Below are 18,148 nucleotides of genomic sequence, written 5' to 3'. Positions count from 1 at the left end.
GATGCCCGTCGGCGCTGACGGGCACGCTCATCTCATTCTGCTGCCGTCGGGCTCACTGATTCGGCAGCGCGGCGATACTCGGCGTTGATGCGCTGGGCGTCCTCGAGCTGGTCTTCGAGGATGACGATCCGGCAGGCGGCCTCGATGGGAGTCCCATGGTCGACGAGTTCCCGGGCGCGGGCGGCGGTGCGCAGCTGGTAGCGGGAGTAGCGGCGGTGGCCGCCTTCGGAGCGCAGGGGGGTGATCAGGCGGGCTTCGCCGAGGGCGCGGAGGAAGGCAGGGGTGGTGCCGAGCAACTCGGCGGCTCGGCCCATGGTGTAGGCGGGGTAATCGTCGTCGTCGAGACGGCCGAACGTGTCGTCTGCTGTCATTGCACCTCTCTGTGGAACGCGCGGAGGGGCCCTGGCGCCGTACTGGCACCAGGGCCCCGAAGGAACTACTACACCATCTGCCGGCCCTGCTACTGCACCGGCCCTCTGTTTCCGCAGACCCGACCGAGACGCTGTCGGGGGCGCGGGGATCGCGGTTGCTTGACCGGAGACCACCTCACTATCGATGTCCTGCGGTACCCGGGTCCAAGACTTCCGCCCGGGCGATCCTGATGGCGCTCGGCTCCTCCGTTCTTCCCTCTTGATCAACTACTCACCAAACGGAAACTGCGAACTGCTGATGGCCTCGAACAGCGCCACACTTCGGCAGCCAGCCCCGTCACCCGTCGTGCGTCTGCTCTGGCTTGGAACCCCGCTGCCGAACCTCCCGGTGCGCGCGTCCGCAGCCGACGCCTTCACCGAGGTACTGCTCACTGACTTCACTGCTGGGTACTGCGATCCTGCATTCGCGGGTACTGCCACTGCGGTACTGCTCATGGCGGCCCCTGATCACTGCGGGCCACCCGGTCCGGTCGTCAGTCCCGTCGCCGTCCTGCAACCGCTCTGGCTTCGGAACTCCACCACCGCACCGTCCTGCGAACTGCAACTGCGGTACTGCTGGCCGGCAGTTCATCTCTGCCGGGCCTCACTCGATCTCGGCCACGAGAGAAACCATAACCACGCCGCCACCCAATGTCTACTCTGGCTGACATAGATTTCCGCGCGTTCGAAGATGAGGTAATCCACCTCGACAGGTCCATGGCTGGTTCAAGCAGCTCCGAGGCTCAGTCCTGCGCGCAGGGATCCCCCGCCGCGCAGGCACGTCGGACTGAGTGTGACGTCGCGGCTGCGCGTCCCGGCGCCCCCGGCACAGGCATCCCCGCCGTGATTCCACCGGCCGGGAGAACTCCACCGGCCGGGACGGACGCCCCGCAGGTCGCCCGTTGACGAGCGTGGCAGGAGGTGTGACAGGAGGCCCCGCGCCGCCCTCGACGATCGGTTTTGAACCAGGCGGGTGATCGCGGCCCCGACTGCCTCGTTCACGGCGTCGCCGACGGTGTGGCCGGAACCGGCGGTGAGCGTGTCCGCCTTGACGGTCCACTTCCGGCGTTCTTCGAATTCGACGGCGACGAACACGGCGTGCTGCGCCATGGCCTGCCTATATGCGGCACGGAAGGCGTCAGTGCCGGTGGCATTCGGGATCAGGTGGGCGGGGCGGGGAAGCAGGAGAGGCCGCACGAGGGGAAATGGTGCCAACTATCCTTAATGGGGCATCGCGTGTCTACCTCGCTCAGGAGCCGCCGCTGAGTGTGGTGGGTCAGTGCCTGGCGTGTGTGTGGAGTGTGGCGACGTTTCGGGGGTAGGCGGGCTCGGGAATGAGCGCCGCTAGCGCGCTTCGGACATGGGGCGGACTGTATGGACCTGGCGGGGCAGGACGAGGGTCCGCAGTCGTTGGTAGAGCGTCCGAAGTCGGTGTCCGCCGCGTTCGAGGGCAGCGAGGACATCGCTGCTGCTCGTGACCTGGCCCGGGACTTCCTGGAGAGCCTGCAGGCTGTGCACGGGCTGCCGGTGTCGAAGCGGGTGATGGGCATGGTTCAGCTGGTGGTCAGCGAGCTGGTGACCAACGCCCGCAAGTATGCTCCTGGGCCCTGTCTGCTGACGCTGGAGGTCAGTGGGGGGGCCGTCGAGGTGACCGTATGGGACAGCAGCACGACGCTGCTCCTGGTCCTGGCACCGGACCCGACCCGGGTCGGGCAGCACGGACTGGAGATCGTGATGGCGGTCTGCCGCAGCTTCGAGGTGCACCGAGAGCCGGTCGGCAAGCGCATCAAGACCGCCATCGTCCTGGCCGACGACCCGGGCGGTGACCCGGCCGGCCGCCAGATGATCTGATCAGACAGTCAGCTCCAAGGCGGGAAGTCAGCAGGCCAGGGTCTACCGTTTTGCAGCCGGTGAGGGTGATCACGAAAGGCTTCGGGGAACGGTTCCGCGTGTCGGTAGGTGCAGGGGGCAGGCGCCTGGCGGTGTGCCAGGGCCGGCCGGACGAAGTCCCGCGACCACGAGACACTGCCCGCTCGCTCCGAAGGCGTGATCCACCTCGCCATGACCGACCTGCTGGCCCGCTGCCTCACCCGCGAAGCCACCATCTCCTGGCGCGACCCGACACACCTGGATCAAATACCAATTCCGGGATGAAACATCGTGAGAAAACGGCCTCTCAGACGGTGACGGAGGTGCCGAGCATCGCGGAGGCGTGCTGCATCGGGCTGAGAACGCCCGGGGGCGCTGTCTTGGGAACGGCGCGGCAGGTGAAGCCGAGCTGAGTCATGGCCCGCAGGACTTCAGCGGCGCTGAAATCACGGCGGTCCTGGCGGGTGATGACTTGGCCGACTTGCTTGAGGGGGTAGTGGCGGCGGCCGATGATCACCGAAGCTCCGGTGACCGGTTCGGGCTTGATGCCCTTCATCGATTCCAGCACTCCGCCCCTGGTGAGCTCGAAGGGGAAGCGGGCGATGACGCAGCGCATGTGGCCTCACAGGGAGAAGGGAAGAACGGTCCGACCGGGGGCGAGGCGTTTCAGCGGGAGAGGGCGAGGATGCCCAGGCCGCTGCCTTGCTCGTCGACCACCGGCAGGGCACCGAGCCGACGGGAGCGCATCGCCTGCCCGGCCTCGGCCATCGTGGTCAGGGGTGAGGCGAACGAACCGTGGTCGCCGAGGATGTCGCGCAGGCGGACACGGTCCGTGTAGTCGGAGCTGTCACGGACGGCGGCGAGTTCGGTACGGGTGACCAGGCCGGTGCACTGGTCGTCCTGGTCGCAGACGACCAGTCGGCCCGTGCGTGCGGCGGCCATGACGGCCAGCGCCACCTCGACGCTCATGTCGTCACAGACCTGCGGTTCGGCCTCGTCCACCCCCTCCAGCGCCGTCCTGTGCGCGAGGTTGGCGCCCGCCGGGCGGGGCTGCGTCTGAATCAGCGTCAAAAGGTGCCTCCTGCAGAGATGGGCCGGCTTCCTGATCACGAGGGTTCTATGCCACCGTGTCGAGGACGGGCTGGCGTACGCGGGCGCGCCGGGTCGCCGAGGAAGGGCGGCGTCGGCCTCGGGAGGTGGCGCCGCGCTTGCGTTCGACCACAGGTGCGGTGATGACGACCGGGATGCCGCACGGGGCCTGGGCGCCAGTGATCCGGCTCAGGGCCTCGTCGCCCGAGCGGATCTGGGTGGTCTGCGGCCGGATTCCGGCGTCCGACATGAGGCGGACCATGCCGCGGCGCTGGTTCGGCGTGACGAGTGTGACTACGCTGCCGGACTCGCCGGCGCGGGCGGTACGGCCGCCGCGGTGGAGGTAGTCCTTGTGGTCGGTCGGCGGATCGACGTTGACGACCAGGTCGAGGTTGTCGACGTGGATGCCGCGCGCCGCGACATTGGTCGCCACCAGCACGGTGACGTGCCCGGTCTTGAACTGTGCCAGCGTGCGGGTGCGCTGCGGCTGCGACTTGCCGCCGTGCAGCGCGGCGGCGCGTACCCCGCTGTTGAGCAGCTCCTGGGTCAGCCGGTCGACGGCGTGCTTGGTGTCCAGGAACATGATCACGCGGCCGTCGCGGGCGGCGATCTCGATCGTGGCGGCGTGCTTGTCGGCGCCGTGGACGTGCAGGACGTGGTGCTCCATCGTGGTGACCGCACCGGCCGACGGGTCGACCGAATGCACGACGGGGTCGGTCAGATAGCGGCGCACCAGCAGGTCGACGTTGCGGTCCAGGGTGGCGGAGAACAGCATGCGCTGCCCCTCCGGACGCACCTGGTCGAGCAGCGCGGTGACCTGGGGCATGAAGCCCATGTCGGCCATCTGGTCGGCCTCGTCCAGCACGGTGATGCCGACGTGGTTCAGCCGGCAGTCACCGCGGTCGATAAGGTCCTTGAGCCGCCCCGGTGTCGCGACGACGACCTCGGCCCCGCCGCGCAGCGCGCCGGCCTGCCGGCCGATCGACATCCCGCCCACCACCGTGGCCAGCCGCAGCCGCACGGAGCGGGCGTACGGGGTGAGCGCGTCGGTCACCTGCTGCGCCAGCTCACGCGTCGGTACGAGGATCAGCCCCAGCGGCTGGCGGGGTTCAGCACGCTGTCCAGCGGTACGGGCGAGCAGGGCGAGGCCGAAGGCGAGGGTCTTGCCGGAGCCGGTGCGCCCGCGGCCCAGTACGTCACGGCCCGCCAGGGAGTTCGGCAGCGTCGCTCCCTGGATCGGGAACGGTGCGGTAACACCCTGCCTGCCGAGTTCGGCCAGCAGGTGCTCGGGCATGTCGAGATCGGCGAAGCCCTCAACGGCGGGCAGCGCGGGGGTGATCGTCCTGGGCAGCGCGAACTCACCTTGCACTGCGGCGGGCCGACGGCCGTAACCCCCGGAGAGGACGAGCCCGCCGGTACGGCGCGGTGCCTGCGAGCCGTAGCCGCTGCCGCCCCTTCCCCCGTTGGCACGGTGGTCACGGGTGCGGGCGGGGCGGTCGTTCGTGTACGTGCGGTTCATGCGGAACCTTCCTCGATGTGGCACATATCAAGGAATTTCCGCCGCGATGAATGGCACGGGGAATTACAAGTATGGACCGGTGGCAAAAGAAAGCAGATCTGGCCGGCGAAGACATCCTTGGGCACAGGTGCTGAAATGGGTTACGCGATGGGGACCTTGCGATCCGGGCGCCGGCTGCGGTGCAGCGCTTCAGGATGCGTCTGCGCCCTGAGGGAGAAACCGCTTGTGGTGGTACTGCGGATTCCTCCGGGGCGTCCCGCGGGTGAAAGCCGCTGCGGGATACGCATGCAGCTGGGGCCCGCACCCCGAAGGATGCGGGCCCCAGCTACGGATTGCGCGTGAGCGTCAGGCCGGAACGATGTTCTCGGCCGTCGGGCCCTTCTGGCCCTGCGCGATGTCGAAGGTCACCTTCTGACCCTCGAGCAGCTCACGGAAGCCCTGCGCGGCAATGTTCGAGTAGTGGGCGAACACGTCGGCGCCGCCGCCGTCCTGCTCGATGAAGCCGAAGCCCTTTTCCGCGTTGAACCACTTCACGGTACCAGTAGCCATGTCATATCTCCTTTGGGGCAGTGCATCGGCGTCCGCACCACGCGGACGCCGTGTCGCCGCGATGATCACCCCGCCCGGAAACGACCGGAAATACAAAAGTGCTCCCGACCGGCAGAAGCCTGGTGGGGGCACTTGAAGTTTCGGGAACCACAACTGCAACTGAGATAGACAGTAGCACGCCGGAGCGGCCCGCGTGCGGTGGATAATTCCACTCTGCTCTTCGCGGCCAAAACTCCCACTGCGCGGACCCCCAAAATCTGATCCCTCGGGAACAGATATTGATTCACTCGGAGCTTAACGTCTCAGGAAGAGTTGCCAACCGGCACGCTGCGCGACGGCTGGAGTAAATCCGCTGCCGCCCAGGAAATGCAGCTGCGAGACCGGGGCGATGACCACGCAGCGGCTGGCGTTCCCGGTCCCGGACGAGCGAGCCCACCTCCTCAGTGCGGGTGAGGTGTCTGGTCATGAGGGTGATGGCGGGCCCAGGTGATCAGGCTCTCGGACTGCTGGATGAACCGTTCGTACCCGCGCATGCCGACGGGACGCGTCTTCGTGTACTACTCCGACAGAGTGGCCAGGCAGGCCGACGGTGCGACGTGTGCCGGTGGCGTCGGCTGAAGCGCCCGCTTGCATCACATCAGTCAACCGGGCCGACAGGTCAGAGCACTTCTTCCAACAGTTTTTCGGTCCAGACGGTTTCGCCCGCACTGGTGTAGCGGCTGCCCCGACGATGGGTCAGTCGCGCCACCAGGAACAGACCGCGGCCACCTTCGTCCGTCCACCGGGCCCGTCGCAGCTGCGCCTGCGTCTGGCTGGGATCGGAGACCTCGCAGATCACAGGTTGACCCCGAATCAGCCGCAGGCCCACGGGGGCGTCGCCGTAGCGGATGGTGTTGCCGTCTGCAGGATCACTCTCATGCTGTCGTTGCTCGCTGCACGGCCTGCCCGGTCACGGGCGAGCGCGATGAACCCGTCCGAGGCCGTCCAGCTGACCAGCGCGCCCGCGGACACCTCGGTCACCCGCAGCCCCGGAATCCCGGTGCCCGCGTCGCCCAGCACCTCAAAGCCGGCCTGGACCGGCAAGAGCTCACCCTGGACACGAGTTCAGCCGGGACGCACGATCCGGCGGTCGCCTGCCCACGAGGAGCACGATCATGCCACCGGCCTGCACAGACGCCTGTTCGGACGGTGGAACGACGCGGTGGACCCCGGACGACGGCAACCGGCGGATGGGCCACGGGGCCGGGACACACCTGGACGGCTCCCTTCCTGCGAACAGGAAGGGAGCCGTCCAGGTGTGTCCGGAGACGTCGCGCCTTCAGCGGGTCGCGTGACGGTGCGAATGCCGGCTGCCGGTGACGAGGCATGGCAACCAAACCTGGCCGAATAGGGCCGCACCGGCACCGAGTCGAGCGACCACCGTGGACCGGAGCGACATCGGCCCGTTCCCGGATCGCTCGCCATGCAGTCGACATGCTGTTTCCTCCGCGTCCCATGTCCGCCGACGCACCGGCCGCACGATCCTCTACGAACGCCGCCTGACGAAGGCGGGACGTGCTCGCGCCGATCTGGAATCCCGCCCTGACCAGGCAAAATGGGCAAAATATGTGAGGTTGCGCGGACTCGGGGAAGAAGGTGCGGCAACCGACAGGAGGTTGCTGTGAAGTGTGGAGATCTGGAACTGGGCGAGTTGCTGGCCGCTGCGGAAGCGGCCCCGCCCGGTGAGTCCGTCGACGTGGTGGCACACGACCTGCAGAAGCGGTTCGGTGCCGAGGCCGTGTCCTTCCTGTTCGTCGACCTCATCGGCCAGCGGCTGGTACGCCTCGCCGCGACCGGTGACAAGGCCGCCGACCCTGGCGAGCCGATCGACCTGCAGGGCAGCGTCTACGACAGCGTTCTGCAAAGCCAGCGTCAGCATGTGGAACCGGACGGCCAAGGCGGACGACGCGTCATCACGCCCGTCACCAACCGCGGCGACTGCATCGGCGTCCTGGAGGTGAGCCTGCAGTCCGCAGACGACACCGTGCTGCGCCAGGTCCGCCACGCGGCCCACGCGCTGGCCTACATCATCGTCACGGACCGCCGCTTCACCGATCTGTACCACCAGGGCCGGCGCACTACCGAGACCAGCCTGGCGGCGGAGATCCAGCACCAGTTGCTTCCCTCGGCCTCCTGCTGCGAGGCGGACCAGTTCACTCTGGCCGCCGGACTGGTCCCGGCCGACGACATCGGTGGCGACACCTACGACTACACGCTGGACCGCGACACTCTGCACCTGTCGATCACCGATGCCATGGGTCACGACACGAACTCTGCTCTGTTGGCCAGCTTGCTGGTCGGCGCGCTGCGGCGGGCACGTCGCCGCGGCTGTGACGCCCTCAAGCAGGCCCGCCACGCCCACGAGGCCCTGTTGAGCCACAGCCGCGGCCTGGCCACCGGACAGCTGCTGTGCGTCGACCTCGCAACGGGCCTGTGCGAACTGGTCAACGCCGGCCACCCCCGGCCCCTGATGCTGCGTGACAACGCCGTCGAAGAGGTGAGACTCGCCGTCAACCTGCCCTTCGGTGTGGCGGCACCCACCACCTACCGCCTACAGAAACTACTCCTGAGACCCGGGGACCGCCTGGTCCTGCTCACCGACGGAATGCAGGAACGCGGTGCCGCGGCCGTCGACCTGGCCTCGGTCATTCACGACACTCGCGCGCTGCACCCGCGGGAAGCCGTCCGGACCCTGACCGCCGCGGTGCTCGACGCCTGCCACGGCAACCTCAAGGACGACGCCACGGTCCTGATACTGGACTGGCACAGCAAGCGCAGCCGTCCGGCCGGGCCGAGCCCCGACCCCGCAGCCATGATGGCCTACTCCTGAGCACGGCGATACAAGTCACCTTTGAGCGTCACTCACGTGCCGGTGAGCGGTGGGGAAGACGTTGATCGGTAACGCTCTCGGGGGTGGTTGATACGTGGCCCGGCCGTGATGCGGTGTCGCGCGAGTCCGCCGTCGTGGACCTCGCAGACGGTCCGGTCGCTCTCGGCCCAGATCCGCGGCGTGCCCGAACCGGCGCCGTGGACGACGCTGTTGGTGGTCAGCTCCGCACCGCGCTCAGAAGTCGAGGCCGAGTTCGGCCCAGACCGTTTTGCCGGGCTGAGCCGGGGTGACGCCCCAGCGTCGGGCGACTCGGTCGAGGAGCTGGATGCCAAAACCTCCGGGCTCGGTGTTCGCAGTGGCGCGTTTGCGGGGCCAACGGTCGCTGGAATCGCTGACGGCTATGTGCAGCCACCGCCCGTTCCAGGTGACCTGGATCAGGGGCGGGCCGGAGCCGTGGCGGATGGCATTGGTGATCAGCTCCGAGACGAGCAGTTCGGCGGTCTCGATCATCCGGTGCTGGCGCAGCGGGCCGCCGAAACCGTCCACGCGGTCGCGGACCCAGTGCCGGGCGGCGGTGATACTCGCCGTGACCGCGGGGAAGCGCGTCTCGCACGATGGGATGGTCGATTCGCCGTTCACGAGGTTCCTCCAGCACGGGCTCTCTGGGCCGCCGCCCACCGGTGCTCTGCGCAGCCGGTGGGAGCCATCTGTCGGGTTACCCATGCCTGCCCGGTGAACCATCTGTGTCTGCCGGGTGACCGGCAGATCCCGCGAAAGTCGTCCGCCGGGAATACGGCGGTGCCGGCGCGTGCTGGGTGAGTGCGCTGCAGCCCCCTCGACGCCTTCGGCACCGGGATGGACGACGACACCGCCGTCCCGGCCGCTCCCGCACCCGCCCCGACGGCGAAGCACAGCTGGGAGCGACATGCCCGCCGACACGAGGCGCACCGCGATTCCGTGAGCACGGTGGCTGAGGCAGCGTACGGCGTCGGTGCAGCCCAGTGCGTTGACGCCGCCTTCTGGGACCGCGGTGCCCTGTTCGCCGCGAGCCAGGTCCGACTCGGCACACACGCAGTGAAGGCCCGGTGGATACCGGGCCTTCACGTTTGAGTAGCGGGGACAGGATTTGAACCTGCGACCTCTGGGTTATGAGCCCAGCGAGCTACCGAGCTGCTCCACCCCGCGTCGGTACGGTGAACTGTACGGCACCGATCGGAATCGGCCCAATCGACTTTCGCCTGCGCTCGGAGGGGGCCCGACTACTCATGATCGACCGACATGGCCACTCACCCGGTCCGGATCTGGATGGTGAGTTCGAGTGCCGCTGGAGTACGGGCGCACCTGGAGAAGTCTCCACGAACTGGTCGGCGGTGCTGGTCCAGGCCGGGCAGGTGTAACGTGCATGCGCCCTTCCGTGAAAAGCCCCCGCTGTCACAGACGAGCAGGCTCACCGTGCCGGTCGAGGCGGCCGGTGGATGAAACACCGGCAGGTCATCAATGGGATCGTCTGCATGCGGACCGGTATCCCTTGGGGACTCGCCGGGGAGGTTCCTAAATGGGCAGACCTGTTACGACCAGCACCGGCATTCGTCCGCGGCCGGCGCTTGGGAACGTCGGTGTCAGTCAGCTCCCGGACGCGCTGGACGGGGGCTGTATGCCGCGTGCTTCCGCTGTGCCGCCACTCGCAAGGACCTGCTGGCGCACGTATTGCACCAGATTCACGCTCGCACAGCAGTACGCCCTGCACGACGCTGCCGCAGGCAGCGAGCGGTGGCAGCCGGGATGGCCATGAGGGTGAACGCCGGCGAGGGTGCGGTGGCCGACCGCATTCCCAGGGTTTGTCGCGGGTCGACCGGGCCAGGGCGCCCACGTCCCGGCGCGGCGTGCGAGCTCTTCGGCGAGGGCGACAGTGTGGCCGCCGAAGGCGCTCTCCGCGGTGGTCAGCAGGGTCAGGGCGCCGAAGGCGCGGCCGCGGTCGAGCAAGGGGGACGCACAGGTAGCCGGTGACCTTGATGGCACGCACGAGACACCGATCGGCTCTGGCCCGCCGACCACTGCGGCCGACGGTAAGGGCCCGGCGTCCCGAAGCCGGGATGCCGGGCCCCTACCGAGGCGCGCGATCAGGCGGGGCGGATGTTCTCCGCCTGCGGGCCCTTCTGGCCCTGCGTGACGTCGAACTCGACCTTCTGGCCCTCCTGCAGCTCGCGGTAGCCCTGGCTGGCGATGTTGGAGTAGTGGGCGAAGACGTCGGGGCCGCCGCCCTCCTGCTCGATGAAGCCGAAGCCCTTCTCACTGTTGAACCACTTCACTGTGCCCTTGGCCATGACTGTCTCCTTTGAGGGAAACCGGGCACGCACCCTGCGCGACCGGGAGGTGATCGCCCTGGTCCGGAGAGGTGCTGAACAGCAAGAACGCCCGTGATGGCGATCACGGGCGAACGGAACTTCGGAACCACGACTGCTGATCACAACGCTATACCGGCATGATGGAAGCCGCTAGCGGAAACGCGCCAGCATCCGGCCCGGAACGAAGGGCCGGATCGCCCATGAGGCTCGGCCGATGGTGATCAAGCGGTTTCGCGCCCTTCTTCTGCGCAAGGCGGCGAGGCATGGCCTCCCTGCCGCCGACTGTTTTCCGGGTGGTCCTCACCGATCATGCGTGACCGGCCCCTCCCCACACGAACGCGGATCAGGTCGCCTGGGCCATGCGCTGCCAGGCGGCGAGCCTGGCCACGTCGACGCCTTCGCGCTCAAGGTGATCGAAGACAAGGCGGCGGACGATGGCGAGGTAGGTCGGCACTGCCTGCTTCAGGTGGGCGCGGCCGGCTCGGGGCCCTCTCAGCCCGCTTGCTTCTGAGCGCCGACGGCACCCGCGTCTCGACCACTTCGAGTGGATCAGCCACCGGGAGGCAGCGAACGCCGGAAAACACGACAAGGGCACGAGATCTTCTCCAGCACCGGGCAAACGGTTCGGCCACCGAAGGGGTACCGCTGCCACCACTGCCCGTTCCGGCCGCCGGCGTGATCCGATCGTGCCGGGGCACCCACTGCGGGTGCCCCGGCTCCGTCGGGAAAAGGAGATCGCACAGGCGATGGATCACCCGTCCCGCTCTCCGGGTACCGTCAGGGTATGAGTCATCCGCACCCCGAGCTGATAGCCGCCCCGCCCCTTCCCGAAGGAGGGCTGCGGGTCATCGCCCTGGGCGGCCTGGGTGAGATCGGCCGCAACATGACCGTCTTCGAGCACGCGGGCAAGCTGCTCATCGTCGACTGCGGCGTGTTGTTCCCCGAGGAGACCCAGCCCGGTGTCGACGTGATCCTGCCAGACTTCACCTCGATCCGGGACCGGCTGGACGACGTCGTGGCCGTGGTACTCACCCACGGCCACGAGGACCACATCGGCGGCGTGCCGTACCTGCTGCGCGAGCGGTCCGACATTCCCGTCGTCGGCTCCAAGCTGACGCTGGCGTTCCTGGAGGCCAAGCTCAAGGAACACGGCATCCGGCCGCGCACGGTGCGGGTGCGGGAGGGCGACCGGCGCGGCCTTGGACCCTTCGACTGCGAGTTCGTGGCGGTCAACCACTCCATCCCCGACAGCCTCGCGGTCGCGATCCGCACCCGGGCCGGGATGGTGCTGCACACCGGCGACTTCAAGATGGACCAGTTCCCTCTCGACGACCGCATCACCGATCTGCGCGCCTTCGCCCGCCTCGGCGAGGAGGGCGTGGACCTGTTCCTCACCGACTCCACCAACGCCGAAGTACCCGGCTTCACCACCTCCGAGCGAGAGCTGAACCCGGCGATCGAGCAGGTGATGCGCACCGCGCCGCGCCGGGTCATCGTCTCCAGCTTCGCCAGCCACGTGCACCGCATCCAGCAGGTCCTGGACGCCGCGCACCAGCACGGCCGCAAGGTCGCTTTCGTCGGCCGGTCGATGGTCCGCAACATGGGCATCGCCCGTGACCTGGGCTATCTGAAGGTCCCCTCCGGTCTGGTCGTGAGCACGAAGGAGCTGGAGAAGCTCCCGGACCACAAGATCACTCTGGTGTGCACCGGGTCCCAGGGCGAACCGATGGCCGCGCTGTCACGGATGGCCAACCGCGACCACATGATCCGCATCGGCAAGGGCGACACCGTCCTGCTCGCCAGCTCCCTCATCCCCGGCAACGAGAACGCCATCTACCGGGTGATCAACGGACTCACCCGGTGGGGCGCCCACGTGGTCCACAAGGGCAACGCCAAGGTGCACGTCTCGGGGCACGCCAGCGCCGGCGAACTCGTCTACTGCTACAACATCGTCAAGCCCCGCAATGTCATGCCGGTGCACGGCGAATGGCGCCACCTGCGGGCCAACGCCGACCTCGCCATCCGTACCGGTGTCGACCCCGACCGGGTCGTCATCGCCGAGGACGGCGTCGTCGTCGACCTGATCGACGGGCGCGCGTCCATCACCGGCAAGGTCCCCGCCGGCAACGTCTACGTGGACGGTATGGAAGTCGGCGGCGCCACCGAAGCGTCCCTCAAGGACCGCCTCGCCCTCGCTGCCGAAGGCGTGGTCACGGTCGTGGCGATCGTCGACGCGGACACCGGCGCCCTCGCCGAGGCCCCCGACTTCCTGGCCCGCGGCTTTGTCCACGACGACACCACCTTCGAGCCGGTCATCCCCGTCATCGAGAAGACCCTGGCCACCGCGGCCGAGGAAGGCGTCGGGGACGCGCACCAGCTCGAACAACTCCTCGCCCGCGCCGTGGCGAACTGGGCGTTCCGCACCCACCGCCGCAAGCCCCTCGTCATCCCCGTCATCATCGACGCCTGAGCCATCGCCCGGCAGCACCGTCCCCGCGCGTTGACCCCGCCTGAGCCGCGAAACGGCGGTGCGGTCCCTCACGGCCTCGTCCGTCGGCAGTGCATCGGTTGCCTCGGGTTCGGGCGTTCTGATCAGGTTGATGTCTTCGGCTGAGGTTTGCCGCCCTCGGCGCGCAGTTGCTCGTTGATGCGCTGCGCCTCCTCGAGCTGGTCTTCGAGGATGACGATGCGGCAGGCGGCCTCTATGGCGGTGCCCTGGTCGACGAGTTCGCGGGCGCGGGCGGCGATGCGCAGCTGGTACCGGGAGTAGCGGCGATGGCCGCCATCCGAGCGCAGCGGAGTGATCAAGCGGTGTTCACCGAGGGCGCGGAGGAAGGCAGGGGTGGTGCCGAGCATCTCGGCGGCCCGGCCCATGGTGTAGGCGGGGTAGTCGTCATCGTCGAGAGGGCCGACGGGACGGGAACCGGCAGGCGGCATAGACCTCTTCTTTCGGGGACGCGTCGGGGGCCCGGGTGCCAGTACGGCACCCGGGCCCCGAGCTTTCAACACCATCTACCGGCGCACTGCGCCGGCCTTCTTTTTCCGCAGGTGCCGCCCGGAGGGCGGGGTTGCGGGGATCGCGAATGCGTGACCGGGGACCACCTTCCAATCCGGGGCCTTGCGGTACCCGGGCGGACTGCTCCTCGCCCGGGCGATCCTGATGGCGTTCTGCTCCTTACCTTTCGATTACGCGGATACCGCGGTGCTGCTCACAGCCCTGCTGGGGCCGTGTCCTTCTGTCTACCTGCACAGCAGTTCGTGCCTGCTGCGCCCGCTTCGACTTCTGGGTACGAAGACAACACTAACCCTGTGACGGCGGAATATCTACTGTCGCTATGACAGTTTTTTGGAGTGTGCGTCTGCTTCTACCGCAGGTACATCAGGAAGAGTGCTCACTCGAATGGCGGTCCCCGCTTCCCGTACAGCAGTCCTCGGTGGGACCGGCCCGGTGCTCGCCCATGCTGAACGGCGTCCCAAGCCGCGTACGTCCGCCGCCACAACCCCGCGCCGAGGCCCGGATCAGGACCGCTCTCCGACTGGAGATCCTGCGGGAGGTGCCCGCGCACGAGCCAAGTTCAGGGTGTCCTTCGGCTGGCGCCAGACACGGGCTCAGACATCCAGGAGGATCCGGGCCCTGATGCGTTTGCCGACCGCTTCCCGGTCGACGGTGAGTTCCTGTGCGATGGCCTCACGATCTCCAGACAGTGCCGACCCACCCGTTGGGCTGCGGCGAGATCGACGGGGCCAGTGCCCCTCAGCTTCTCGATGCCACAGCTGCTCACGACGCGCGAAGCCGGTGTCCTGCGAACCGGCACACCGCGTCATTCCGAAGGAATGCGAAACTCGAATTCGGGACGGTCCCACAGGACGGCGGGCGGGTTCGCGAGCGCGGTCCCGATCCGCACTGCACCGGCGCGGTGGTAGAAGTCCTCGGCGGGGAGATGCGACACGACCTTGACGCGGTCGAGCCCGGCGGCACGGGCCTCGGATTGCATGTGCGCGACGAGCAGGCGTCCAATACCCCGCCCTTGCACTTCGTCGGCGACGAACAGCAGGTCGAGCTCCGGTGGAGCGAGGACGAGCGAGTAGAACCCGAGGACCCGGCCTCCATGCTCGTCGGCACCGACGGCCACAAAGGCGCGGTGGGCCTCGATGTAATCAGGCCCGACCCGGTAGCCCGCGACTGCGGATGCGTACTTACCCGCGTAGGCGCCTGAGCCACGCACGAGCCGCGTGAGCCGCTTGGCATCCCGCGCAACGGCCCTCCGTATCGTAATCGGCTGGCTGATAGGGGGAGTGCGTGAGCTCATCGGGAGAGTATTTCGCACCGGGGCGTGCCGTCGTGCGGCGGGTGGAGGGCAGGGCCTTGTGGAAGGGCTGTGCGGTGGAGTCGATGGGCAGGATGTTGTCGGCCGTGCCGTGCAGGATCAGGGCCGGTACGTCGACCCATCCACGCACTCCCTGACCGTCTGCCGCAGCCAGGCGTGAGCGGCGTCGTCGGCGAGAGCGGAGTGCCAGACCATCGACACTACGTAGTCCGGCATGGCGATCGGCGGCGGGCTCACCGCCAGACCGGCTGTGTGCGCGAAGGCGGCCGCCGCGTGGCTGGGAACGGTGGCGATGGCCGGTACGGACTTGAGCATCACGACGGCTCCGGCGAAGTGCGTGGTCGCGGTGATCACACGCCGAGTGAGGCCCTGAGCCTCCAGCAGATCGTCGACGATGCCGCGACGTCCGTCGCGGGACACCAGGACGTGAGGGTGCGCGAGGTAGTCCTCCCGGGTGAGCGGAAGCCTCAGTTCCAGCCGCGCGGGGTCGAACACACAGGCGTAGCCGGAGGTGAACAGCGCCTCCTGGCGGTGGTCCGCGGTGACCACGGGGGCGACGGCGACACCCAGGTCGATCTCGCCGCGGTCGAGCATGTCCGCGACCACGGTGCGGTTGGCCTGACGCGCCACGAACCGCAGCCCCGAGTGTTCACGCCATCGGCCGACCAGACGCGGCATGAGGTGGGCTTCGATGTCGTCGGACATGCCCAGGGGGAAGGTCCGGTCAGCCCGGTCGGGGGCGAACTCCGCCGCGCCCGTGATGGCACCGTGCAGTGCGTGCAGCGCGGGCTCGACCTGCCGGGCGATCTCCATCGCGCGCGGGGTGGGCTCCATCCCCGTGCCGGTGCGAACGAAGAGCACGTCGCCGAAGAGCTTGCGCAGCCGCCCGAGGGCGGCACTGACCGCCGCCTGGCTCAGCCGCAGTTCCTGTGCCGCGCGGCTCACGCTCTTCTCGCGAAGCACTGCGGAGAAGACCACCAGCAGGTTGAGGTCGGCCCGCCGGAATTCGGTTTCGTAAATGTTGATCATTATGAGTATTAGTTTGCCGCATGTCCGGGCTCTACGTACGGTCGCCGTATGACTCCCGCGCATCATGTGACCGCCGCCGTCGTCCAGGCGGGCTCCCGGCTCTTCGACACCTCCGGCAACCTCGCGAAGGCCAAGGACCTCATCGGCCAGGCCGCTCGGCAGGGCGCCGAGATCATCGTCCTGCCGGAGGCGTTCCTGGGCGGCTACCCCAAAGGTCTCGATTTCGGTGTCACCGTCGGCAGCCGTACGACCGAGGGCCGGGAGGTGTTCCGCCGCTACTTCGAGTCCGCCGTCGACGTCCCCGGTCCGCAGACCGAGGAGCTGGCAGCCCTCACCCGTGACCTGGGCGTCCATGTGGTGATCGGCGCTGTCGAGCGCGCCGGCTCGACCCTCCACTGCGTGGCGCTGTTCTTCGGTCCGGGCGGCCTCCTGGGCATGCACCGCAAACTCATGCCGACCGCCGCCGAGCGGTTGATCTGGGGCTTCGGCGACGGCTCCACGATGCCAGTGGTCGACACGGGCCGCGCCCGGCTGGGTTCTGCCATCTGCTGGGAGAACTACATGCCGCTGTTCCGAACCGCCATGTATGCCAAGGGCGTTGACGTCTGGTGCGCGCCGACGGTGGACGACCGGGAGAACTGGCAGGCCACCATGCGCCACGTGGCCCTGGAGGGCCGCTGCTTCGTCCTGAGCGCCAACCAGTACCTGCTCCGCTCCGACCTGCCCTCCGACCTCCGCCCCGTGCAGGGCGATGACCCGGAGACCGTACTGATCGGCGGCGGCAGCTGCATCGTCTCCCCACTGGGCGAGGTCCTGGCCGGGCCACTACGGCATGATGAGGGCATTCTCACGGCCGAACTGGACCTCGGCGAGATCGCCCGCAGCCGCTTCGACTTCGACGTGACGGGCCACTACAGCCGGCCGGACGTCTTCAGTCTCAGCGTCGACGAGACGCCCCGGCCGACCGTGGACGGACACCAGGTCTTGCCTCAGAGGCAAAGCTTTTGCCTCTGAGGTACTTGACCGCCTATATCTGGTCATGACACGCCGTCCTCCGGATACGGCCGGGGTGTCGCCCCTCATTCTCGTGCAGCACAGCCGGGTCGCGATCCGATGGCGGCCGACAGGTCGGCGGGCGCCGACCGGTTGAAGGACGCCGTCGGGACAGAGCCGACTGCGCTTCACGTGCCCGCCGTCGATCTCCAGTGGTGTGCTCCGCCTCGATGGCTCCCTTCGCCTGCCCGACACCTACCGCCCGGGAGAACCTGCCGTGAGCCGAACTCGCGTACTCGTCAACGCCGACTGGGTCGAGGCCCACCTCGACGACCCCGGCGTCGTTCTCGTCGAGGTCGACGAGGACACCGCCGCCTACGACAAGAACCACATCCGAGGCGCCTTGCGCATCGACTGGCGACAGGACCTCCAGGACCCGGTTCGCCGCGACTTCGTGGACCAGGCCGGCTTCGAGGCGCTGCTCTCGGCCAAGGGCATCGCACGCGAGGACACCGTCGTCCTGTACGGCGGCAACAACAACTGGTTCGCCGCTTTCGCCTACTGGTACTTCAAGGTGTACGGCCACCAGGACGTACGGCTTCTCGACGGCGGACGCAAGAAGTGGGAGCTCGACGGCCGCGAGCTCGTCTCCGAGACCGTCTCCCGCCCGGCCACCGTCTACACCGCCTCCGCCCCGGACGATTCGGTGCGCGCTCTGCGTGACGAGGTGCTCAAGTCGATCGGTTCGCAGAACCTGGTCGACGTCCGCTCCCCCGAGGAGTTCTCCGGCAAGCTCAGCGCCCCGGCCCACCTGATCCAGGAGGCGGCCCTCCAGCGCGGCCACATCCCCACGGCGGTCAACGTTCCGTGGTCCAAGGCGGCCAACGACGACGGCACGTTCAAGTCCGACGAGGAACTCGCCGCCCTGTACGCAGCGGTGGACACCGAGCGCGACACCATCGTGTACTGCCGCATCGGCGAGCGCAGCGCGCACACCTGGTTCGTCCTGAGCGAGATCCTCGGCCGCCCGAACGTCAGGAACTACGACGGATCGTGGGCCGAGTACGGCTCCCTGGTCGGTGTTCCGATCTCCCTGCCCACCGCCGACTAGCGCGCCGATGAGGCGGCCCCTGCCCGAGTCGCCTCGT

16 protein-coding genes, 1 tRNA gene and 2 pseudogenes are annotated in these 18,148 nt (G+C 68.3%); 5 read left to right on the top strand and 14 right to left on the bottom strand.

Going from position 1 to position 18,148, the window contains the following annotated elements; genetic code table 11:
* Positions 1 to 32: 32 nt before the first annotated feature.
* Entirely contained in the window at positions 33 to 371 is a 339-nt protein-coding gene (locus ACF1A5_RS11100) for a MerR family transcriptional regulator (protein WP_392192550.1), read from the bottom strand.
* 1,413 nt (positions 372 to 1,784) lie between these two features.
* On the opposite strand from ACF1A5_RS11100, the gene ACF1A5_RS11095 reads away from it, so the two are divergent.
* The gene (locus ACF1A5_RS11095; protein ID WP_392192549.1) at positions 1,785 to 2,261 is read left to right on the top strand and encodes an ATP-binding protein; all 477 of its coding nucleotides are present in this window, start codon (positions 1,785 to 1,787) and stop codon (positions 2,259 to 2,261) included.
* A gap of 325 nt (positions 2,262 to 2,586) precedes the next feature.
* Here ACF1A5_RS11095 and ACF1A5_RS11090 read toward each other — a convergent pair whose 3' ends face one another.
* From ACF1A5_RS11090 to ACF1A5_RS11065, 6 genes and pseudogenes are all read right to left on the bottom strand, one after another.
* A complete protein-coding gene (locus ACF1A5_RS11090) occupies positions 2,587 to 2,895 on the bottom strand; it encodes an SCO5918 family protein (RefSeq protein WP_392192548.1) in 309 nt (102 codons plus the stop codon).
* A gap of 50 nt (positions 2,896 to 2,945) precedes the next feature.
* The gene (locus tag ACF1A5_RS11085) at positions 2,946 to 3,350 is read right to left on the bottom strand and encodes a CBS domain-containing protein (protein ID WP_392192547.1); all 405 of its coding nucleotides are present in this window, start codon (positions 3,348 to 3,350) and stop codon (positions 2,946 to 2,948) included.
* 46 nt (positions 3,351 to 3,396) lie between these two features.
* The gene (locus ACF1A5_RS11080; protein ID WP_392192546.1) at positions 3,397 to 4,887 is read right to left on the bottom strand and encodes a DEAD/DEAH box helicase; all 1,491 of its coding nucleotides are present in this window, start codon (positions 4,885 to 4,887) and stop codon (positions 3,397 to 3,399) included.
* 345 nt (positions 4,888 to 5,232) lie between these two features.
* Entirely contained in the window at positions 5,233 to 5,436 is a 204-nt protein-coding gene (locus tag ACF1A5_RS11075; protein WP_006136369.1) for a cold-shock protein, read from the bottom strand.
* Positions 5,437 to 6,094: 658 nt separating this feature from the next.
* Positions 6,095 to 6,307: pseudogene (locus tag ACF1A5_RS11070) on the bottom strand (ATP-binding protein); the annotation flags it as partial.
* On the bottom strand, positions 6,289 to 6,519 hold the full coding sequence (locus tag ACF1A5_RS11065) for a hypothetical protein (RefSeq protein ID WP_392192545.1): 231 nt from the start codon (positions 6,517 to 6,519) through the stop codon (positions 6,289 to 6,291). The gene ACF1A5_RS11065 and the pseudogene ACF1A5_RS11070, both read right to left, overlap by 19 nt.
* 577 nt (positions 6,520 to 7,096) lie before the next feature.
* On the opposite strand from ACF1A5_RS11065, the gene ACF1A5_RS11060 reads away from it, so the two are divergent.
* The gene (locus ACF1A5_RS11060; RefSeq protein ID WP_392192544.1) at positions 7,097 to 8,305 is read left to right on the top strand and encodes a PP2C family protein-serine/threonine phosphatase; all 1,209 of its coding nucleotides are present in this window, start codon (positions 7,097 to 7,099) and stop codon (positions 8,303 to 8,305) included.
* Positions 8,306 to 8,539: 234 nt separating this feature from the next.
* On the opposite strand, the gene ACF1A5_RS11055 is transcribed toward ACF1A5_RS11060, so the two are convergent.
* The 3 genes from ACF1A5_RS11055 to ACF1A5_RS11045 all read right to left on the bottom strand — a co-directional run bounded on the left by ACF1A5_RS11055 (position 8,540) and on the right by ACF1A5_RS11045 (position 10,629).
* Complete coding sequence (locus tag ACF1A5_RS11055; protein ID WP_392192543.1) at positions 8,540 to 8,944, bottom strand: ATP-binding protein; 405 nt, start codon at positions 8,942 to 8,944, stop codon at positions 8,540 to 8,542.
* Positions 8,945 to 9,416: 472 nt separating this feature from the next.
* Positions 9,417 to 9,490: transfer RNA gene (locus ACF1A5_RS11050), tRNA-Met, on the bottom strand.
* Positions 9,491 to 10,425: 935 nt separating this feature from the next.
* The gene (locus ACF1A5_RS11045; protein ID WP_014670069.1) at positions 10,426 to 10,629 is read right to left on the bottom strand and encodes a cold-shock protein; all 204 of its coding nucleotides are present in this window, start codon (positions 10,627 to 10,629) and stop codon (positions 10,426 to 10,428) included.
* 805 nt (positions 10,630 to 11,434) lie between these two features.
* Between ACF1A5_RS11045 and ACF1A5_RS11040 the strand changes: the two genes are divergently transcribed.
* Positions 11,435 to 13,120, top strand: coding sequence for a ribonuclease J (locus ACF1A5_RS11040; RefSeq protein WP_392192542.1), 1,686 nt, complete (start codon positions 11,435 to 11,437; stop codon positions 13,118 to 13,120).
* 122 nt (positions 13,121 to 13,242) lie between these two features.
* Here the strand turns inward: ACF1A5_RS11040 and ACF1A5_RS11035 are convergent, their stop codons facing one another.
* The 4 genes and pseudogenes from ACF1A5_RS11035 to ACF1A5_RS11020 all read right to left on the bottom strand — a co-directional run bounded on the left by ACF1A5_RS11035 (position 13,243) and on the right by ACF1A5_RS11020 (position 16,007).
* Entirely contained in the window at positions 13,243 to 13,587 is a 345-nt protein-coding gene (locus tag ACF1A5_RS11035) for a MerR family transcriptional regulator (protein ID WP_392192541.1), read from the bottom strand.
* A gap of 884 nt (positions 13,588 to 14,471) precedes the next feature.
* On the bottom strand, positions 14,472 to 14,960 hold the full coding sequence (locus ACF1A5_RS11030; protein ID WP_392192540.1) for a GNAT family N-acetyltransferase: 489 nt from the start codon (positions 14,958 to 14,960) through the stop codon (positions 14,472 to 14,474).
* 43 nt (positions 14,961 to 15,003) lie between these two features.
* Positions 15,004 to 15,096 (bottom strand): annotated as a pseudogene (locus ACF1A5_RS11025) (alpha/beta hydrolase); the annotation flags it as partial.
* On the bottom strand, positions 15,078 to 16,007 hold the full coding sequence (locus ACF1A5_RS11020; RefSeq protein WP_392192539.1) for a LysR family transcriptional regulator: 930 nt from the start codon (positions 16,005 to 16,007) through the stop codon (positions 15,078 to 15,080). The gene ACF1A5_RS11020 and the pseudogene ACF1A5_RS11025, both read right to left, overlap by 19 nt.
* A gap of 48 nt (positions 16,008 to 16,055) precedes the next feature.
* On the opposite strand from ACF1A5_RS11020, the gene ACF1A5_RS11015 reads away from it, so the two are divergent.
* Together ACF1A5_RS11015 and ACF1A5_RS11010 are read left to right on the top strand one after the other, a co-directional pair.
* Complete coding sequence (locus ACF1A5_RS11015) at positions 16,056 to 17,021, top strand: nitrilase-related carbon-nitrogen hydrolase (protein ID WP_392192538.1); 966 nt, start codon at positions 16,056 to 16,058, stop codon at positions 17,019 to 17,021.
* A gap of 256 nt (positions 17,022 to 17,277) precedes the next feature.
* Positions 17,278 to 18,111, top strand: a complete 834-nt coding sequence (locus ACF1A5_RS11010) for a sulfurtransferase (RefSeq protein WP_392192537.1) — start codon at positions 17,278 to 17,280, stop codon at positions 18,109 to 18,111.
* The last annotated feature ends 37 nt before the right edge of the window (positions 18,112 to 18,148 follow it).

The sequence above is a fragment of the Streptomyces sp. NPDC014864 genome, from assembly GCF_043081525.1.
Lineage (GTDB): Bacteria > Actinomycetota > Actinomycetes > Streptomycetales > Streptomycetaceae > Streptomyces.
Note: the sequence above shows the minus strand (reverse complement) of the source record. Positions and strands in the feature narration are given on the sequence as shown.